At 68.8% G+C, this 17247-nt stretch carries 23 protein-coding genes; 13 read left to right on the top strand and 10 right to left on the bottom strand.

Features of this window, described 5'->3' with window-relative positions:
• The first annotated feature begins 98 nt into the window (after nt 1-98).
• Together SK854_RS12510 and SK854_RS12505 are read left to right on the top strand one after the other, a co-directional pair.
• Nucleotides 99-1034, top strand: a complete 936-nt coding sequence (locus SK854_RS12510; protein WP_319975235.1) for a diacylglycerol/lipid kinase family protein — start codon at nt 99-101, stop codon at nt 1032-1034.
• Nucleotides 1035-1281: 247 nt separating this feature from the next.
• Nucleotides 1282-1536 (top strand): WhiB family transcriptional regulator, encoded by a 255-nt coding sequence (locus SK854_RS12505; protein WP_015104912.1) that lies wholly within the window; start codon nt 1282-1284, stop codon nt 1534-1536.
• 154 nt (nt 1537-1690) lie between these two features.
• Here SK854_RS12505 and SK854_RS12500 read toward each other — a convergent pair whose 3' ends face one another.
• On the bottom strand, nt 1691-3169 hold the full coding sequence (locus SK854_RS12500) for a PAS domain-containing sensor histidine kinase (RefSeq protein ID WP_319975605.1): 1479 nt from the start codon (nt 3167-3169) through the stop codon (nt 1691-1693).
• A 54-nt stretch (nt 3170-3223) separates the two neighbouring features.
• Between SK854_RS12500 and SK854_RS48220 the strand changes: the two genes are divergently transcribed.
• On the top strand, nt 3224-3298 hold the full coding sequence (locus SK854_RS48220; RefSeq protein WP_369809028.1) for a 50S ribosomal protein bL37: 75 nt from the start codon (nt 3224-3226) through the stop codon (nt 3296-3298).
• A gap of 64 nt (nt 3299-3362) precedes the next feature.
• On the opposite strand, the gene rsrA is transcribed toward SK854_RS48220, so the two are convergent.
• Together rsrA and SK854_RS12490 are read right to left on the bottom strand one after the other, a co-directional pair.
• Nucleotides 3363-3623: a mycothiol system anti-sigma-R factor gene (rsrA, locus tag SK854_RS12495; RefSeq protein ID WP_189154252.1), complete on the bottom strand. Its 261-nt coding sequence runs from the start codon at nt 3621-3623 to the stop codon at nt 3363-3365.
• Nucleotides 3620-4294 carry a sigma-70 family RNA polymerase sigma factor gene (locus SK854_RS12490; RefSeq protein WP_319975234.1) on the bottom strand — a complete coding sequence of 225 codons (675 nt, stop codon included), beginning with the start codon at nt 4292-4294 and terminating at the stop codon, nt 3620-3622. The genes rsrA and SK854_RS12490 overlap by 4 nt, the downstream gene beginning before the upstream one ends.
• Nucleotides 4295-4344: 50 nt before the next feature.
• On the opposite strand from SK854_RS12490, the gene ybaK reads away from it, so the two are divergent.
• Nucleotides 4345-4821: a Cys-tRNA(Pro) deacylase gene (gene ybaK / locus SK854_RS12485; RefSeq protein WP_319975233.1), complete on the top strand. Its 477-nt coding sequence runs from the start codon at nt 4345-4347 to the stop codon at nt 4819-4821.
• On the opposite strand, the gene SK854_RS12480 is transcribed toward ybaK, so the two are convergent.
• The 4 genes from SK854_RS12480 to SK854_RS12465 form a co-directional block, all read right to left on the bottom strand.
• Entirely contained in the window at nt 4818-5330 is a 513-nt protein-coding gene (locus tag SK854_RS12480; RefSeq protein ID WP_319975232.1) for a hypothetical protein, read from the bottom strand. The genes ybaK and SK854_RS12480 overlap by 4 nt on opposite strands.
• A 133-nt stretch (nt 5331-5463) precedes the next feature.
• Nucleotides 5464-6006 (bottom strand): DinB family protein, encoded by a 543-nt coding sequence (locus SK854_RS12475; RefSeq protein WP_319975231.1) that lies wholly within the window; start codon nt 6004-6006, stop codon nt 5464-5466.
• A 10-nt stretch (nt 6007-6016) separates the two neighbouring features.
• Nucleotides 6017-6628, bottom strand: a complete 612-nt coding sequence (locus SK854_RS12470; RefSeq protein ID WP_319975230.1) for an alpha/beta hydrolase family protein — start codon at nt 6626-6628, stop codon at nt 6017-6019.
• Nucleotides 6625-7314, bottom strand: coding sequence for an SOS response-associated peptidase (locus SK854_RS12465; protein ID WP_319975229.1), 690 nt, complete (start codon nt 7312-7314; stop codon nt 6625-6627). The genes SK854_RS12470 and SK854_RS12465 overlap by 4 nt, the downstream gene beginning before the upstream one ends.
• A gap of 85 nt (nt 7315-7399) precedes the next feature.
• On the opposite strand from SK854_RS12465, the gene aroA reads away from it, so the two are divergent.
• Genes aroA through SK854_RS12430 form a run of 7 tightly spaced genes read left to right on the top strand, consistent with a single transcriptional unit; the run spans nt 7400 to nt 12488 of the window.
• The gene (gene aroA / locus SK854_RS12460) at nt 7400-8668 is read left to right on the top strand and encodes a 3-phosphoshikimate 1-carboxyvinyltransferase (protein ID WP_319975228.1); all 1269 of its coding nucleotides are present in this window, start codon (nt 7400-7402) and stop codon (nt 8666-8668) included.
• Nucleotides 8669-8670: 2 nt separating this feature from the next.
• The gene (gene rsgA / locus SK854_RS12455) at nt 8671-9669 is read left to right on the top strand and encodes a ribosome small subunit-dependent GTPase A (protein WP_319975227.1); all 999 of its coding nucleotides are present in this window, start codon (nt 8671-8673) and stop codon (nt 9667-9669) included.
• Between the two features lie 28 nt (nt 9670-9697).
• Complete coding sequence (locus SK854_RS12450) at nt 9698-10231, top strand: hypothetical protein (RefSeq protein WP_319975226.1); 534 nt, start codon at nt 9698-9700, stop codon at nt 10229-10231.
• Nucleotides 10232-10245: 14 nt separating this feature from the next.
• Nucleotides 10246-10737 (top strand): hypothetical protein, encoded by a 492-nt coding sequence (locus tag SK854_RS12445; protein ID WP_319975225.1) that lies wholly within the window; start codon nt 10246-10248, stop codon nt 10735-10737.
• Nucleotides 10734-11207: a hypothetical protein gene (locus tag SK854_RS12440; protein ID WP_319975224.1), complete on the top strand. Its 474-nt coding sequence runs from the start codon at nt 10734-10736 to the stop codon at nt 11205-11207. The genes SK854_RS12445 and SK854_RS12440 overlap by 4 nt, the downstream gene beginning before the upstream one ends.
• Nucleotides 11204-11737, top strand: a complete 534-nt coding sequence (locus SK854_RS12435) for a hypothetical protein (RefSeq protein WP_319975223.1) — start codon at nt 11204-11206, stop codon at nt 11735-11737. The genes SK854_RS12440 and SK854_RS12435 overlap by 4 nt, the downstream gene beginning before the upstream one ends.
• A gap of 22 nt (nt 11738-11759) precedes the next feature.
• Nucleotides 11760-12488 (top strand): NAD-dependent epimerase/dehydratase family protein, encoded by a 729-nt coding sequence (locus tag SK854_RS12430; RefSeq protein WP_319975222.1) that lies wholly within the window; start codon nt 11760-11762, stop codon nt 12486-12488.
• Here SK854_RS12430 and pruA read toward each other — a convergent pair.
• Nucleotides 12485-14113 (bottom strand): L-glutamate gamma-semialdehyde dehydrogenase, encoded by a 1629-nt coding sequence (gene pruA / locus SK854_RS12425; RefSeq protein WP_319975221.1) that lies wholly within the window; start codon nt 14111-14113, stop codon nt 12485-12487. The genes SK854_RS12430 and pruA overlap by 4 nt on opposite strands.
• A gap of 87 nt (nt 14114-14200) precedes the next feature.
• Here pruA and SK854_RS12420 point away from each other — a divergent pair, with 87 nt between their 5' ends.
• Both SK854_RS12420 and SK854_RS12415 read left to right on the top strand, forming a co-directional pair.
• Nucleotides 14201-14536: a VOC family protein gene (locus SK854_RS12420; protein ID WP_402911711.1), complete on the top strand. Its 336-nt coding sequence runs from the start codon at nt 14201-14203 to the stop codon at nt 14534-14536.
• A gap of 2 nt (nt 14537-14538) precedes the next feature.
• Nucleotides 14539-15366 (top strand): GNAT family N-acetyltransferase, encoded by an 828-nt coding sequence (locus SK854_RS12415; RefSeq protein WP_319975219.1) that lies wholly within the window; start codon nt 14539-14541, stop codon nt 15364-15366.
• On the opposite strand, the gene SK854_RS12410 is transcribed toward SK854_RS12415, so the two are convergent.
• Together SK854_RS12410 and SK854_RS12405 are read right to left on the bottom strand one after the other, a co-directional pair.
• Nucleotides 15363-15854 carry a DUF6912 family protein gene (locus SK854_RS12410; protein WP_319975218.1) on the bottom strand — a complete coding sequence of 164 codons (492 nt, stop codon included), beginning with the start codon at nt 15852-15854 and terminating at the stop codon, nt 15363-15365. The genes SK854_RS12415 and SK854_RS12410 overlap by 4 nt on opposite strands.
• On the bottom strand, nt 15851-17242 hold the full coding sequence (locus tag SK854_RS12405) for a WS/DGAT/MGAT family O-acyltransferase (protein WP_319975217.1): 1392 nt from the start codon (nt 17240-17242) through the stop codon (nt 15851-15853). The genes SK854_RS12410 and SK854_RS12405 overlap by 4 nt, the downstream gene beginning before the upstream one ends.
• Between the last annotated feature and the right edge of the window lie 5 nt (nt 17243-17247).

The raw sequence follows: 17247 nt of genomic DNA, 5'->3' as shown, positions 1-17247 counted from the left end.
GACGGAAGGGAGATTTACGCCACTTTCGTGAGGCTGTAGCCACCCTGAGGGAGGACATGCGAGCCGCGGACGGTCACGCACTGTCTTACTCTCAAGTAGTGCGCGCTCTTCTCGTGGTGAACCCGCAGGCGACTACAACGACGCCCGCGGGCCGTGACGTGCTGGCGCACGCACTCGCCAGTGACGTGAAGCTGGAGGTCATCGAGACCTCCTATCGCGGCCATGCGGCGGACGCCGCCCACCAGGCGGCGGCGGACGGGTTCGACCTGGTCATCGCCCACGGCGGCGACGGCACGGTCAACGAGGTGGTCAACGGCATCCTGCGCGGCGGCCCCCGTCCCGAGAAGCCGATGCTGGGCGTCGTGCCCGGCGGGTCGGCCAACGTCTTCGCGGGCGCGCTCGGCATTCCGCGCGACCCCGTCGAGGCCACGCACGTCCTTCTCCAGGCGATCGAGCACGGCACCAGGCGCCGCATCGGGCTCGGCCAGGTCTTCGCGGACGTCATCGAAGGCGGCCGCTGGTTCACCTTCAACGCGGGCATGGGCCTGGACGCCGATGTCGTCGCAGGTGTGGAACGCAAGCGCGCCAAGGGCCGCAACGCGAGTCCCGCCCTTTATCTGAGCGTCGCGCTCAAGGCGTACGCGCAGATCGTGCGCAAGCCGCAGCACTTCATCGTCGAGGTGCCGGACGAGGCGCCGTTCGACGACGTCGGCATGGTGTTCGTGTCGAACACCGATCCCTGGACGTACTTCGGCGACAGGGCGATCCAGCTCAACCCGAGCACGTCGTTCGACGGCGGCCTGGGTTTGAGTGCGTTGAGGACGATGCGGGTACCCACCGTCGGGCGCTTCATCGCCCAGGTCCTCGCGACGGGGAATCCGAAGGGCGGAAATCTCGTTCGGCGTGATGACGTGGGCTATGTCAGAGTGAAGTGCGAGGAGCCCGCGAACCTTCAGGTTGACGGAGACTTCCTCGGGGCGACCACCGCGGTGGAGTTCCGAGCGGTCCCGGACGCGTTGACTGTTGCCCTGTAAGGAACTTGACAGTCCGTGATCGGTTCGTGACCGTCTCGGTACCTTCCCGGGATGTACTGCAGTCGAGTGACAGCAGAGCGTGAAACCCCAGGTGAACGCTGTCGATCTTTTGGGTGAGTTCACTCACCGGGTCAGTGCTTACCCCTTGACATCCCAGCCGTTCGTGAAAGCATTCACAAGCACCCCAAAAACGACCGCTGACAACCGGCGTGCCCTTGTGCGCGCCTATCGCTGAGGAGTAGTTCCAATGGACTGGCGCCACCGCGCGATCTGCCGCGACGAGGACCCCGAGCTGTTCTTCCCCGTTGGGAACAGTGGTCCCGCGCTGCTTCAGATCGCCGAGGCGAAGACCGTCTGTCGCCGCTGCCCCGTCGTCTCCGACTGCCTCGCGTGGGCTCTCGAGAGCGGCCAGGACGCCGGCGTCTGGGGCGGGATGAGCGAAGACGAGCGCCGCGCTCTCAAGCGCCGCAACGCCCGCACGCGGGCCCGCAGCAACGCCTGACCAGGCAGTTAGCCGCGAACAGCAACTACTGCGTTTGATCTTTATAGGAGAAGCCCGACACCGTGCCAGGTGTCGGGCTTCTTTTGTTTGCACACCCTCCCGCATGACCACGTGAGACCGCTGAGGCTGGTCGTCACGTGTGCACGGCGTTAGTTTAGCGCCGCCCTCTGAGCGGCACGCGCAGGACCGCCTCAGTACCGCCTCGGGGCCGCCGCCGCAAGCTCAAAGAGCCTCTCAATTCGGAATCAACAAGGGTCCGAACGATCTGCAGACCAAGACGATCAGTGCGTTCCAGGGAGAAACCCTGCGGAAGGCCCTTGCCGTCGTCGGTGATCGTCACGTCGAGCCACTTCGCGGAGCGCTCGGAATGCACGACGACCTCTCCTCGCTGGCCAGGGGCGTAGGCGTGCTCGAAGGCGTTCTGCACGAGTTCGGTCAGCACCATCACCAACGGGGTGGCGATCTCGGCCGGCACGATGCCGAACCCGCCCTCGCGCCGCACGCTGACCTGGGTCTCCGTGACGGCCACGTCGCTCATCATCGGGATGACCTTGTCGACCACGTCGTCGAGATCGACCCGCTCGTCGACGGACATCGACAACGTCTCGTGAACCAGTGCGATGGAAGTCACACGGCGAACGGACTCGGCGAGCGCCTCCTTCGCCTCCGGGTTGCTCAGCCTGCGGCTTTGCAGCCTCAGCAGGGCCGCGACGGTCTGCAGGTTGTTCTTCACCCGGTGGTGGATCTCGCGGATCGTGGCGTCCTTGGACATCAACGCACGGTCACGACGGCGCACCTCGGTCACGTCGCGGCACAGCACGATGGCGCCCGCGGCCTGCCCGCGTGGCCGAAGGGGCAAAGCACGGAAGAGCACCGCGGCGCCGCGCCGTGACTCGGCCTCCATCCGCATCGACGGCTGTCCTTCGAGCGCCTGCCTGATGCGCTGGGCGACCTCGGTGGCGTCGAACGGGTCGCCGATCAGGCTGCGCGTGAGCGGTGCGAGGTGCACGCCGACGAGGTCCGAGGCGTGCCCCATCCGGTGGAAGGCCGACAACGCGTTCGGTGACGCGAACACCACCGCACCCGACGGATCGAGCCTGATCAGGCCGTCGCCGACGCGCGGACTGGTGTGCACGTCCGGTGAGGGTTCGGGCGCGGGGAACGTGCCGTCCGCGATCATCTGGCACAGGTCGGCGGCGCTGCCGAGGTACGAGATCTCCAACGGCGACGGCACGCGCGGCACGGCCAGGTTCGTGCTGCGGCTCAGCACCGCGATGACCTGCGTGCCCAGCCGCACCGGGATGGTCTCGCGCCGCACCGGCACGCCCAGGTGCCAGCGCGGGTCCTCCTCGCGGCAGATCCGCGACTCGTCCATGGCCCTGCGCAGCTGCGGATGTTCCTCGGACTCGACCTCGCTGCCGACGACGTCCTCCGGGTGAGCGGTGGGCGCCGTGGTGGGGCGGGCCTGGGCCACGCAGAGGAACTTGTCGTCCTCCAGCGGGACCCACATGACGAAGTCCGCGAACGACAGGTCGGAGAGGAGTTGCCACTCCGCGACCACCAGTTGGAGGTGGTCGACGGCGGCGCCGGAGAGCTTGGTGTGCTCGGCCAGCAGGTCCGTGAGAGTGCTCAGAACTCCTCCATGAGAAACTGGTGGGTGAAGCAGTTCTGATCCTAGGAGACACCCATGTCGAAGCGTGCTCGCAAGCGCCGCGACCGCAAAAAGGGCGGCGCCAACCGAGGCAAGCGCCCCAACGCCTGAGTCGTGCGAAAGGCCCTGGACACCACCACGGTGACCAGGGCCTTTTGTCTTGCAGGAGAACTTTTCAGTCCTCGGTGCGAATCTCCACGATCGTCGCGCGGATGCGCGCCTTCAGGTCGGCGGGTGCGTAGTCTCCGCCACACTTGCGGGCGAGCAGCGCCTTGAGGTGCTCCTCCAGCCCGAACTGCTCCAGGCACGGATGGCACTCGTCGAGGTGCGTCTGCAGTGCCGCGCGCCGGCCCTGGTCGCATTCCTGGTCCAGGAACAGCCAGACCTCGGACAGCACCTCTGAGCAGTCGGTGTCGTGGGGTTCGCCGCAGTTCATGACGCGTCTCCGTTGCTGCCGTTGCCGCTACGGAGGAAACCGCGGTCGCGGGCGACGTCCGCCAGCATGTCGCGGAGCTGGCGACGGCCCCGGTGCAACCGGGACATCACCGTGCCGATCGGGGTGCCCATGATGTCTGCGATCTCCTTGTACGCGAAGCCTTCGACATCGGCGAGGTAGACCGCGATCCGGAACTCCTCCGGCAACCGCTGCAATGCTTCCTTGACGTCGCTGTCGGGCAGGTTGTCGAGTGCCTCGACCTCGGCGCTGCGCAGCCCGGACGAGGTGTGGCTCTCCGCACGCGCCAGCTGCCAGTCCGTGATCTCTTCGGTCGGCTGCTGGATCGGCTGGCGCTGCTTCTTGCGGTAGCCGTTGATGTAGGTGTTCGTCAGGATCCGGTAGAGCCAGGCCTTCAGGTTCGTGCCCTCCGAGAAGGACGCGAACGCCGAGTAGGCCTTGAGGAACGTCTCCTGCACCAGGTCCTCGGCATCCGCCGGATTGCGCGTCATGCGCAGGGCAGCCGAGTACAGCTGGTCGAGCATGGGCATCGCGTCGCGCTCGAAACGTGCAGCGCGCTCCGCCGTCGTCTCTGTCGTGCCGGTGGCGGGCACCGCGCTCCCTTCCCACAGGTTCTGGGTCGGGACTGACTTTACGCGTGACCGCTCAAGCATGTTCGTTGCCACGTTCTGAGTAACAACGGAGGGGCTGGTAGTAATTCCGCATGGCCGGACGTGGGACCCCCGCCACAGCGCTGCTGGACAAGCAGCGGGTGGCGCACACCTTGCACTCGTACGAGCACGACCCCCGCCACGAGTCCTACGGGCTGGAGGCGGCCGAGGCGCTCGGGATCGTGCCGGGGCGCGTGTTCAAGACTTTGGTCGCCGAGGTCGACGGCAAGCTCGCGGTCGGTGTCGTGCCGGTGACCGGGCAACTCGACCTGAAGGGCCTCGCTGCGGCGTTGAAGGGCAAGAAGGCCAAGATGGCCGTCGTCGCCGATGCCGAACGTGCGACGGGTTACGTCGCCGGGGGTATTTCGCCTCTCGGCCAGAAGAAACGCCTTCCGGTCGTGGTCGACGAGTCGGCGATGCAATTCGAGACGGTTTTCTGCAGCGCGGGCAGGCGTGGTCTCGAAGTCGAGATCACGCCTGCCGAACTGGTGCGACTCACCAATGCGGTGGTCGCCGGAATCAGTGCTTAACCGACCGGCGCCGTGATGCCGCCGCTCCGGACGTATTCAGCACCGATACCGGACGCCGGCCACGCGACGGTGACCAAAGCGCCCAGCTTGCCCTGGCCGGGCAGGTTGAAGCGGACGAAGGCGGGGAACTGCTGGGGGCCCTCGCTGTTCGATGCCACGTACTTGACGGCATAGCTGTCCCCGCCGACCAGCGTCTCGCTGTACGGAGGCTGGCCTCCGTTCAGGGCGGCGTGGATGTCGTTGCCTTTCCAGTCGAGGAAGCGCAGGTTGCTCACGGTGCCACCGATCCTGCAGGAGACACCCTCCGCGGCGACGAACCGGATCACGTGCGCCTTGTCCTTGGCCGACGGAGAACGCATGTCGTCGACGCGGATCGCCAGATCGTCGCCGGTGCACCACGGGGCCGCCGCTGCCGGGTCGGAGGCCTGAGCGGCAGAGGCCGCCACGACGACCAATGCGGCAGTGCCGGCCAATGCGGCTGCGGTCGCAATCGTGCGGAAACGGCTCACGTGTTCTCCCGAATTCATCTCGATAGGCGTTCGCCTTACACACTGATCGACGACTCGGAGATACACCCGGTTGTCACGAAGAGCGGATTTCGTACTTTCGGCCGACCCATTCCTCCATTCGGAAGAGCTCGCCCTACTCGCCGGTCTGGCCGTCGATCGCTTCCCTGATCAGGTCGGCGTGGCCGTTGTGCCGTGAGTACTCCTCGATCATGTGGGTGAGGATCCACCGCAGGCTGGGGACGCGCCCGTCACGCCACGGTGCCCGCTTCGCCGATTGGCTCAGATCGCCGCGCCTGAGCGCCTCGACGAGGTCCTTCCTGGCGCCGTCGACAGCGCGCCGCCACAACTCGCGCAGCTGCTCCGGGGTGTCGTTGGCGGCCGAGCGCCAGTCCCAGTCGTTGTCGGCCTTCCAGTCGACGCTCGCCCACGGTTCCAGCGGCTCGCGGTCGTGCAGGACCACGCGGAACCACTGCTCCTCCACGTAGGCAAGATGCTTGACCATCCCGCCCAGGGTCATCGTGGACTTCGCGGCGGTCGCGTTGAGCTGCTCCGCGGTGAGGCCCTTGATCTTCCACATGAGAGTGGCGCGCTGGAACTCGAGGAAGCCCTTGAGGGTGGCGAGCTCGTCACCGCCCATCGGTGGTTCTGGCCTGCCCTGCTCATCGATGACCGTCATACGCCGAACGCTAGTCGAGCGGACGCAGCACGCGGTCCATCCACTCGCCGACGTAGCGGCCCACGTCCGCGACGGACGCCTTCAGCGAGTGATCGCCCTTGAGCAGCACGACCTCGCGGTGGTGGGCGACCTCGGGCTGGCCGAACGGGTCGTTCTCGCCCTGCACGACCAGCGTGGCGACCTCGACCCCGTCGAGTTCGGCCATCCGGGACTTCTCCGGCTTGCCCGGCGGGTGCACCGGGAACGCCAGGCACAGCACCGCCACGGCCTGGCCCTCGACCGACGTGCGGCAGGCCACGCGCGCGCCCGACGACCGGCCCCCGAACACCAGGGGCAGGCCGTCGAACCAGCGTTCGCCCAGGTCCTCGACCACGGACAACCAGGCGGTGTCGAGCTGACCCGCCGGCGCCGGGGCACGACGGCCCGCGACGCGGTAGGGCTGTTCGATCAACGCCACGTGCACGCCGACGGAGTTCGCGGCGCGGCACGCGGCGACCAGATCCGGGGCCTCGACGCCGCCACCGGCGCCATGGCCCAGGAGCAGAGCCGCACGCGGTTCGTGGGCACAGTGCAGTGAGGCCCTCGCGGGGCCGTGCGGCGTGTCCACCAACAGCGTGGTCACGGCAGCTCCACGCGTTCGATCAGGGAGGCGTTGTTGTTCTTCACGCTGTTCACATCGGTCGACACCGGGCGCAACTCCAGTGCCTCGACGATCGACAGGTCCGGGGTCAGCAGTTCGGACGGGTCCAGCGACGTCGGATCGAGCCACGCCGACCAGCGGTCCTGAGGCAGCAGCAACGGCATGCGGTTGTGCACCTCGGCCAACGCGCCGAGGGATTCCGTGGTGAGCACAGCGCACGTGACGGTCGGAACGTCGTCCTTCCACCACACGGACCACAGGCCCGCCATCGCCAGGGACGTGTCGTCCCCGAGCGTCATGAAGTACGGCTGCTTGCGCCCCTCGGCCGGCTGCCACTCGTACCAACCGGCGGCGGGGATGATGCAGCGCCGCTTGATCGCCGACTGCTTGTACGCGGGCTTGGTCAGCACGCTCTCGGCGCGGGCGTTGATCATCTTGGCGGCACCGGAGAGGTCCTTGGCCCAGTGCGGGACGAGGCCCCAGCGCATGACGCGAACGCTGCGTTCCAGCTCCTCGTCCTCCGGCTGCCGCTCGACCACGGCCATGACGTGCTTGGTGGGGGCGATGTTGTAGTCCGCCCCCGGTGCCTCGTCGCCGGTCCCGTCCACCGCGTCGAACTCGGCCGCCAGCAGCGCCGGGTCCTTGGTGGAGGCGTACCTACCGCACAAAACCGATCACCTCCGAAGTTGCGATAATCCCACGTCCCGCACACCAGTGCGAACTGTCCCAGGACGGATGCGGGATCATCTGTGCATGACTCAGCACTGGTCAGCCCCCAGCGCGTCCGGCCCAGTCCACTCGACGGTGCCGGTGCCCGGCTCGAAGTCGATCACGAACCGCGTTCTGGTGCTCGCGGCGCTGGCCGACGGGCCGTCCACGGTCCACGCGCCGTTGCGCAGCCGCGACACGGTGCTGATGGCCGCCGCGCTGTCGTCCCTCGGCGTCGGGATCGCCGATCGCGAGGACGGCGGCTGGGACGTCATGCCCGGTCTGCTGCGCGGGCCTGCCGACGTCGACTGCGGTCTCGCGGGCACGGTCATGCGCTTCCTGCCGCCCGCCGCCGCGCTGGCCGAGGGCGGCATCCGGTTCGACGGCGACCCGCACGCCCGTACGCGACCCATGAGCACCGTGCTGGGTGCGCTGCGGTCGCTGGGCGTGGAGATCGAAGGCGACGCGCTGCCGTTCACGTTGCACGGCACGGGGTCGGTGCCCGGCGGCGAGGTGACGATCGACGCGTCGGGTTCGTCGCAGTTCGTGTCCGGGCTGCTGCTGTCCGGTGCCCGCTTCGACAAGGGCGTGACGATCCGCCACGACGGCAAGCCCGTGCCTTCGTTGCCGCACATCGAGATGACGGTCCAGACGCTGCGTTCGGTCGGCGTTCAGGTCGACACCAGCGTTGCGAACGTGTGGCACGTCGAGCCCGGCGTGATCAGCGCGCGCACGTGGCACGTGGAGCCGGACCTGTCGAACGCGACGGTGTTCCTGGCGGCGGCCGCGGTGACCGGCGGCGAGGTGACGATCCCGCACTGGCCTTCCGTCACGACCCAGCCCGGTGACGCGGTGCGCGGCATCCTGGAGCGCATGGGCTGTGCGGTCGAGGTGTCGGACCAGGGTCTGACCGTGCGCGGACCGGCGAAGCTGTCCGGCGTGGACATCGACCTGCGCGACGAGAGCGAGCTCACGCCGACCGTCGCCGCACTGGCCGCGCTGGCCGAGGGCCGCACGATCATCCGGGGCGTGGCGCACATCCGCGGCCACGAGACCGACCGGATCGCGGCGCTCGTCAACGAGATCAACGCGGTCGGCGGCAACGCGACCGAGACCGAGGACGGCCTGATCATCGACCCGCGGCCGTTGCACGGTGGTGTGTGGAAGGCCTACGCCGACCACCGGATGGCCACCGCGGGTGCGATCATCGGCCTGGTGGTGCCGGGCATGTCGGTCGACGACATCGGCAGCACGACCAAGACGATTCCCGACTTCCCAGGGATGTGGAACGCCATGCTCACCGGGGGCGCGTAGAAGTGAGCAAGCAGGACTGGCGCAAGCTCGACGAGTCCGACGTGCGCGTGCGCCCCGGCAAGGGGACGCGGCCGCGCAGCAAGAAGCGGCCGGAACACGCCGACGCCGAGACCGCGATGGTGATCGGCGTGGACCGCGGCCGCTGGACGTGCACGATGGAGTCGGGCGCGATCGTCACGGCGATGCGTGCGCGCGAACTGGGCCGCACGCCCGTGGTGGTCGGCGACCAGGTCGGCATCGTCGGTGACACGTCGGGCCAGCCGGACACGCTGGCCCGCATCGTGCGCGTCGAGGAACGGACCTCGGTGCTGCGCAGGACCGCGGACGACACGGACCCGTTCGAACGCGTCGTCGTCGCGAACGCGTCCCAGCTCATCATGGTCGTCGCGCTGGCGGATCCCCCGCCCCGCACGGGTTTCATCGACCGGTGCCTGGTCGCCTCGTACGCGGGCGGCCTGGAACCGGTGCTGTGCCTGACGAAGTCCGACCTCGCCTCCCCGGACTCGCTGCTGGCGCTCTACACCGAGCTCGACGTGCCGGTGATCGTGACGCGCTCCGACGAGGAACCGGCCGCGCTGCGCGCGAGGCTCGCGGACACGGTGTCGTGCCTGATCGGCCACTCCGGCGTCGGCAAGTCCACTTTGGTCAACAAGCTCGTGCCGGACGCGAACCGCGCGGTGGGCGTGGTGTCCGGCGTCGGCAAGGGCCGCCACACCTCCACCCAGGCCGTGGCACTGCGCCTGCCCGAGGGCGGCTGGGTCGTGGACACTCCGGGCATCCGCTCGTTCGGCCTCGCGCACATCACGCCGGACGACATCGTGAAGGCCTTCCCGGACTTCGCCGAGGCCGCGGAGGAGTGCCCGCCCGGCTGCGGTCACCTGGGCGCGCCCGAGGATCCCGGCTGCATGCTCGACGAACTCGTGCCGGACGCGCCGGGCCGCCTCACGTCGCTGCGGCGGCTGCTCGCGTCCCGTGCCGGCATGGACGATTACACGGATTGAGGTTGCGCGGCTCAGTCACACTCTCCGCATGAGGAGAGTTCTGGGGGTCGTCGCGCTGTGCGCTGCCCTCACCGCGTGCACCGCCGAGATCCCCGGACCACCGCCGAAGCCGGTGCCGACCACGTCACCGCGCATCGACAAGCCGCGGAACCTGGCCGCGTTCGACACGTGCAAGGCGATACCGGTGGACGGCAGCAGCCCGCTCATGAACGCGACCGCGGTCGTGCCCACGCCCGACCAGAAGACCCCAGGGTTCTGCCGGTACACCTGGGGTTTCCCCGCCGGCGACCTGACCGTCCTCGTCGGACTGGAGGAGATCGAGTACGACGAGGTCAAGAAGGCCCATCCGAACGGTCATCAGGGCGAGATCGACGGGCACACGATGTGGTTCGGCTGTGACACGGACGCGTCCGAACTGGACTGCGGCGTGTGGGCTGCCGTCGGCTACGCGCGGTCGTTGACCGTCAAGACGCGGATGCCCGGCGCGAACGAGGGATGGTTGCTGTTCCAGCGCACCACCTTGATCAAGTTCGCGCTCGACCGCCTGCCGGTGACGTCATGAGTCACACTTCCCGCATGAACACACGCCTGGGGGCTGTGGCGTTGCTGGTCGCGCTGACCGCGTGCTCGACGCCCGCACCACCTCCTGCTCCCGCGGCCGCACCGAAGCTGCGTGACCTCGCCACCGTCGACGCCTGCACGCTGCTCGCCGAGCCGGACTTCGGGAAGCCCTTCACTAAGGCACCGGAACCGCTCAACGAGCCGCTCAGCTGCCGGTGGTCGATCGAGGGCCAGATCGTGTGGATGAGCGTCGAGAACGAGTCGCTGGAGCAGGCGAAGATCCGCGTGAACGAAGGCTCGGACCTCACGGTCGAGGGCCGCAAGGCGTGGTGGGGCGTGGAGACCGACTTCACCAGCGAGCCGTCGAACAGCATCGGTGTCACCGTGACCGAGCTCGCGGCGGACCGCGTGCTGGTGATGACAGCCGAGAAGATCCCTGGCAACTACGACGTGGGGTCGGTCGCCCGCACGTCGTCCGTCGCGGTGGTGCAAAGGTTGTTCTCATGATCCGACTGCTTCCGGTGCTGCTCCTCGCCCTGACGGCCTGCTCGACCGCGCAGACGCCCGCCCAGGATTTCGAGGACACCGACCCCTGCTCGCTGCTGCAGTCCGGCGACGCCGGACAGATGAACGGCTCCCCCACCAGGACAGACCGGTCGTGCGACTTCCCGTTCGACTCGCTGACCGTGCGGCTGACGCTGCTGAACGCGAAGTTCGCGGACGAGTCGCAGAAGCTGTTGTCCGACGGCGGCTACGGCGCCGTGATCGACGGCGGTCAGCCCGGCGAGAGCGATGACCGTCCACTGACCAGCAAGTGCGTGGACGCCTCGGGCGAGGTCACGTGCGACGCCGTCGTCGAGGTGCGGGACGGGCAGCTCGTCGGGCTGAAGGTCCTGCAGCGCAGCCACGATCTCAACGTGGTCGGGCAGGTCACGCAGGGACTGGCGGCGAAGGCGATGGGAAGGCTGCCCAGGTGAAGCGCCTACTGCCGTTGCTGTTCCTGGTGGCGGGCTGCGGAGCGGTCCCTGTGGCGGCACCGCCGACCACGACCACGACCACCACCACCACCGAGACGACGGTCGTCACCACGTCGCCGCGCATCGACACGGCGCGCAAGCTGCCTGCCGACCCGTGCCAGTTGCTGGTCGCGGCGGACTTCGACACCCCACTGGCGGGCACACCGGCGCCGGATCCCGCCATTCCGCGGTCCTGCGTCTACCAGGAGGGCAACACCGGCACCGACTCGGACATGTTCGTGGTGGTGGCGTTTCTGGGCGCCTTCGAGAAGCCGGCGAACGCGTCTGGCGAGATGCTCATCAAGGGTCACTCGACGGCGATCTCGTTCGTCGTCCGGCCCGGCGTCATGCAGTCCATCTACACCGTCGCCGTCAACGCCACCGAGTCCTACTCGATCATCGTCGACCTGCCGAAGGCCAACTCGTCGCAGGTGTCGCAGATCGGACTGGGCAAGGCGCAGCAGGCCTTCCAGCGGCTTGTCACATCCTGACGCGCTGTCTCGTCCACTGGTCATGAAGGTATTCGTGATCGGTGCGACGGGCGTTCTGGGACGGGAAGCGGTGCCGCGGCTGCGGACGGCGGGGCACGAGGTCGGGGTGCTGGACCGGCACACGACCTCGCTGTTCGACGCAGATCAGCTGGCGGTGGCGCTGACGGGCTACGACGCCGTCGTCAACCTCGCCACCCGCATCCCGCTCAGCGCGAAGGCCGTGCTGGCGAGCACCTGGGCGGACAACGACCGCATCCGCACCGAGGGCACCGCCGCCCTGGTCGAGGCCGCGAGGGCGGCCGGAGTCGGGCGGATCGTGCAGGAGGGCATCTCGTTCGTCTACGCGGACGGCGGTGACCGGGAGCTCGACGAGAGCGCGCCGATCAAGCCCGTCGGGCACATCGCGAGCTCGGTGCAGGCGCAGCACAACGTCCTCGCGCACCCCGGCGGTGTGTTCCTGCGCTTCGGGATGCTGATCGGCGGCGACGCCATGTCACCGCCGGTGCTCGTCGGCGACGGCTGGATGTCGGTCGTGCACCCCGGTGACGCGGCGGCCGCGGCCGTCGCCGCACTCGACGCTCCCGCGGGCATCTACAACGTCGGGACGCCGGTTCTCAAGCGGGACATGGGAATCACACGCCTGCCGAAGTTCTTCGGCAGGTTCGCCGCGGCGTTCGAGGTGTTCGGACGCTCGCAGCGGGTGGTGAGCACGAAGCTCACCGAGGCCACCGGCTGGAAACCGCAGAACTAACCCATGTGCGGATAGCGGTGATCCGTCGGCGGCACCAGGGTCTCCTTGATGGCGCGCGGGCTCGTCCAGCGCTGCAGGTTGTAGATCGAGCCCGCCTTGTCGTTGGTGCCGGAGCCGCGCGACCCGCCGAACGGCTGCTGCCCGACGACGGCTCCGGTCGGCTTGTCGTTGACGTAGAAGTTGCCCGCGGCGAACCGCAGGGCGCGATGTGCCTGGTCGACGGCCACGCGGTCGCGCGCGAAGATGGCGCCGGTCAGCGCGTACGGCGTGGAGGTGTCGATGATCTCCATCATCTTCGGGAAGTCCGCGTCCTCGTAGACGTGCACGGCGAGGATCGGGCCGAAGTACTCCGTCGTGAAGATGTCGTGGTGCGGGTCGGTGCCGAGCAGCACCGTGGGATCGACGAAGTAGCCCACCGAGTCGTCGCACGAGCCGCCGGCCAGCACCTCGACCGAAGTGGACGCGGAGGCCATCAGCAGCGCCTCCTCGTGCTTGGCGAACGCGCGGTGGTCGATCACGGCGCCGCCGAACGCCGACAGGTCCGTGACATCGCCGTAGGACAACGACTTCGTGACGTCGAGCAGCTGTTCGCGGACTCCGCCGTCCCACAACGAACGCGCGATGTACGCACGTGAGGCCGCGGAGCACTTCTGGCCCTGGTACTCGAACGCACCGCGCACCAGTCCGGTGACGAGCGCACGTGGATCGGCGGAGGCGTGTGCCAGCACGAAGTCCTTGCCGCCGGTCTCGCCGACGACGCGCGGATAGGCGCGGTAGTTGTCGAGGTTGCCCGCCATGGTCTGCCACAACGCCTTGAACGTGCGCGTGGAACCGGTGAAGTGCAGTCCGGCGAAGAACCTGTCCCGCAACGCCACCTGGCTCACGGCCTGGCCGTCGCCGGTGACGAGGTTGATCACGCCTGGCGGCAGGCCGGCTTCTTCGAGCAGCGCCATGGTGAAGTGCGCGGCCAGCTGCTGCGTCGGCGACGGCTTCCACACCACGGCGTTGCCCATCAGGGCGGGCGCGAGCGGCAGGTTTCCCGCGATGGCGGTGAAGTTGAACGGCGTGATCGCCACGACGAACCCGTCGAGCGGCCGGTGGTCCATCCGGTTCCAGACGCCCGGCGACGAGATCGGCTGTTCCTGCAGGATCCTGCGGCCGAAGTGGACGTTGAAGCGCAGGAAGTCGATCAGCTCGCACGCCGCGTCGATCTCGGCCTGCTGCACGGACTTGGACTGGCCGAGGATCGTGGCGGCGTTGAGGGTGTCGCGCCACGGACCGGCGAGCAGGTCGGCCGCCCGCAGCATGACCGCGGCGCGCTCGTCGAACGGCAGCTCCTGCCAGCCCGGTGCGGCGTGCTGGGCGGCGCGCATGGCGTCCGCGACGTCGGAGTTCGTGGCCTGCGCCGTCACACCTAGAACGTGCCTGTGGTCGTGCGGCTGCACGACGTTGATGCGGTCGCCGCCGCCCATGCGCTGCTGACCGCCGATGGTCATCGTCAGCTCGTGCGACGTGCCTTCGAGCTCGGTGATGCGTGCCTGCAGACTCGTCCGTTCGGCGCTACCGGGTGCATAGGTGCGCACGGGCTCGTTGACCGGTTCGGGTGCAGACGTGACGGCGTCCATTCCCCCATCGTGGCACGCGGTAGTAGGGTCCGTCGGGTGGCGCGGGTGACTGGCATCGGCGGGGTTTTCCTGCGTTCTAGGGACCCTGTGCGCTTGGCCGCCTGGTACCGCGACAACCTGGGCGTGCCGATGAGCGAGAAGGGCACCGTCACCTTCCACTGGCTCGACACGGCGACGAACGAGTTCCCCGGCACCACGACGATGGCGTTGTTCGCCCAGGACACGCCCTACATCGGCGAACCCCACCAGCGCACGATGCTGAACCTGCGCGTGGACGACCTGCTGTCGCTGATGGCGAAGCTGAAGGCGCGCGGCGTCGAGGTGCTGCCCGACACCGAGGACTCGGAGTTCGGCCGGTTCGGGTGGTGTGTCGACCCCGAGGGCAACCGGATCGAGCTGTGGGAGCCCGCGGAAGGAATGTGATCGTGTTCGACGAGGCCGTGCGGGCGCTGCGCGAGTGGCAGCACGACGACCTGCCGTTCCAGCTCCATCCGGGAGATCTCGGCTGGTACCGGCGGTTCGGCGCCAAGGAGGCGGCCGCGGCGGTCCGGATCTGGCGCGGTGATGGGCAGATCGTCGCCGTCGGGCTGCTGGACGGCGCCGACCTGCTGCGGTTCACGATCGCGCCGGACGCCCGTCAGGACGAGGAACTGGCGCTGCGACTGGCCGACGACATCTGCGCTCCCGAACGCGGTGTCCTTCCCACAGGGACGGTGTACGTCGAGTCCCCGCGGGGCACGCGGTTCCAGGAGCTGATGTTCGAACGCGGCTGGCAGTCCGACGTGCCGTGGACGCCGCTGCGCCTTCGTCTCGGTGCCCAGCTGCTGGATCCCGATGTGCCGATCGAGGTCATCGGACATGACCAGGCCGATGTGCACGCGGCCGTGATCCGGGCGTCGTTCGAGAAGTCGACGTTCACCGAGGAGCGCTGGCACGCGATGGCGGTCGGCTTGCCGTACACCGACGCCCGAAGCCTGGTCGCGCTCGACCGGGGCGTCGCGGTGGCGGCGATCACCGTGTGGTCGGCGGGCCCTGGCAGGCCAGGGCTGATCGAACCGATGGGCGTGCACCACGACCATCGGGGCAAGGGGTTCGGCAAGGCGATCACGGTCGCCGGGGCGGCGGCGTTGCGCGAGCTCGGCTCGTCCAGCGCGCTCGTCTGCACGCCGAGTTCGAACGTCGGCGCGGTCGCCACCTATCGGGCAGCCGGTTTCGAAGCGCTGCCCGAGGTGCACGACCAGAGGCGGGACTAGAGGAGCTCCAGCACGAACGGCAGTTCCTGCGCCGCGTACCAGGCCAGTTCGTGGTCCTCGGCGCTGCCCAGGGCGAACTCGGCGTCCGGGTCGCCCAGGTCGGCGGCGTCGATGACGTCCGCCGCCGCGCGCACGTCCGCTTCGGCCTCGGCCGTGTCGAGGTGCACCGCCGCGACGTCCTTCGTCGTGAACGAGCCGGCGACCTTCACGACCGAGAAGTCGAGGTCCGGACGCAGCGTCACGTCGTCCACGTCCACCGCGATCACCGCACGACGCGGCTCCGCCTTCTCGTCGGCGGCCAGCAACCGCAGGGAAGCCCGTGCGGCGTCGAGCATCGCCGAGTACTCCAGCTCCTCGGTGTCGCCCGCCGCGTAGGACTCGCGCAGCGCCGGCGTCAGCGCGAACGCCGTGCCGGTGACCGGAGCGAGTTCGCCGCTGTCGACGAACGCGCGCAGCATCGGCACCGTGGCCGGGATGTAGACCCTCATGCGCTCGCCGTCCCCATCAGTTCCTCCACCGACTCCTCGACCATGGTCGCGAGAACGTCCACATCGGACATGGCGTCGCGGTCGCCGTTCAACCCGAAGTAAACACCGCCGTCGTACGACGTCACCCCGATGGCCAGCGCCTGGTTCTTGGCGAGCGGGACGACCGGGAAGATCTCGGTCATTCTCGCGCCCGCCGCGTACAGGGGAACCTGCGGGCCCGGAACGTTGGTGACGATCACGTTGAACAGCCGGCGGCTGAACGAACTGGCGGCGCGTGCGCCGAGTGCGTGCAGCGTAGGCGGTGCGAAGCCGGAGACCTTCACCAGCGCGTCGGCGGCGACGGACTGGCCGGACTCCTGGTGTGCGCGCATCGCGTGGCTCACGTGGTGCAGGCGCACGACCGGGTTCGGCTCGCCGACCGGCAGATCGACCAGGTATGCGCTCACGTTGTTGCCGGAGTCCGGGTCGGCCTCGCGGACCGACAGCGGCGCCATCGCGCGGATGGTGGTGCTGCCGGTGACGTTCTCGCCGCGGCTGAGCAGCCAGTTGCGCAGGGCCCCGCTCAGCGCCGCGAGCACCACGTCGTTGACGGTGCCGCCGTGCTGCTTGCGGATGGCGCGCAGGTCGTCGAGCTGGGCGCGGGCGACGGCGAACCGGCGCTGCGGCGAGGTGATCCGGACGTTCAGCGGGCTGCCGGAGGCGGGCGTCGCCACGGTGCGGACGGCGCTCGCGAGCACGCCGAACGCGTTGAAGACCTTCTCGACCGTGTTGACGGTGTCGAGCGCTGCGCTGCGGACGTTCTCCACGAGCTCGCCGGGCCGCTGCACGATGTCGGTGACGGCGTCGGCCACGAGCTGCAGCGAGCTGGGCTCCGGCTGCGGCATCCAGAGGTTCTCGACGTTCGTGCGCGGCGTCGGCGACACGTCCAGCATGACCTGGCCGATCTCCAGCGACGCGATGCCGTCGATCATGGCCTGGTGGGTCTTGGTGATGACCGCGGTCTGGTTCTTCTCCAGGCCCTCGACCAGGTAGATCTCCCACAGCGGGCGGGAGTGGTCGAGCGGGCGCGACATCAGGCGCGCGACCAGGTCGTCCAGCTGCGTCTCGTTGCCCGGCTTGGGCAGGGCGGACCGGCGCACGTGGTAGGTGACGTCGAAGTCCGGGTCGTCCACCCAGACCGGGCGCGCGATGCGGCCGGGGACCTGCACGACCTTCTGCCGGTAGCGCGGCACGAGGCTGAGGCGTTGCTCGATGAGGTCGACGAGCTTGTCGTAGTCGAAACCGGCCTTGGGCCGGCGGAACACCGCCACGCCACCGACGTGCATCGGCGTCGTGGAGTCCTCCAGGTACAGGAACGAGGCGTCCAGCGCTGACAGTCGGTCCGGCATACGAC

The sequence above is a fragment of the Lentzea sokolovensis genome, assembly GCF_033949975.1.
GTDB lineage: Bacteria > Actinomycetota > Actinomycetes > Mycobacteriales > Pseudonocardiaceae > Lentzea > Lentzea sokolovensis.
Note: the sequence above shows the minus strand (reverse complement) of the source record. Positions and strands in the feature narration are given on the sequence as shown.

Excerpts from the sequence above, each read along its gene's own strand:
- SK854_RS12405 (WP_319975217.1), bottom strand. The coding sequence starts at position 17,242 with ATGCCGGACCGACTGTCAGCGCTGGACGCCTCGTTCCTGTACCTGGAG.
- SK854_RS12505 (WP_015104912.1), top strand. The coding sequence starts at position 1,282 with ATGGACTGGCGCCACCGCGCGATCTGCCGCGACGAGGACCCCGAGCTG.
- SK854_RS12410 (WP_319975218.1), bottom strand. The coding sequence starts at position 15,854 with ATGAGGGTCTACATCCCGGCCACGGTGCCGATGCTGCGCGCGTTCGTC.
- SK854_RS12475 (WP_319975231.1), bottom strand. The coding sequence starts at position 6,006 with ATGACGGTCATCGATGAGCAGGGCAGGCCAGAACCACCGATGGGCGGT.
- pruA (WP_319975221.1), bottom strand. The coding sequence starts at position 14,113 with ATGGACGCCGTCACGTCTGCACCCGAACCGGTCAACGAGCCCGTGCGC.
- ybaK (WP_319975233.1), top strand. The coding sequence starts at position 4,345 with ATGGCCGGACGTGGGACCCCCGCCACAGCGCTGCTGGACAAGCAGCGG.
- rsrA (WP_189154252.1), bottom strand. The coding sequence starts at position 3,623 with ATGAACTGCGGCGAACCCCACGACACCGACTGCTCAGAGGTGCTGTCC.
- aroA (WP_319975228.1), top strand. The coding sequence starts at position 7,400 with ATGACTCAGCACTGGTCAGCCCCCAGCGCGTCCGGCCCAGTCCACTCG.
- SK854_RS12450 (WP_319975226.1), top strand. The coding sequence starts at position 9,698 with ATGAGGAGAGTTCTGGGGGTCGTCGCGCTGTGCGCTGCCCTCACCGCG.
- SK854_RS12490 (WP_319975234.1), bottom strand. The coding sequence starts at position 4,294 with ATGCTTGAGCGGTCACGCGTAAAGTCAGTCCCGACCCAGAACCTGTGG.
- SK854_RS12440 (WP_319975224.1), top strand. The coding sequence starts at position 10,734 with ATGATCCGACTGCTTCCGGTGCTGCTCCTCGCCCTGACGGCCTGCTCG.
- SK854_RS12445 (WP_319975225.1), top strand. The coding sequence starts at position 10,246 with ATGAACACACGCCTGGGGGCTGTGGCGTTGCTGGTCGCGCTGACCGCG.
- SK854_RS12430 (WP_319975222.1), top strand. The coding sequence starts at position 11,760 with ATGAAGGTATTCGTGATCGGTGCGACGGGCGTTCTGGGACGGGAAGCG.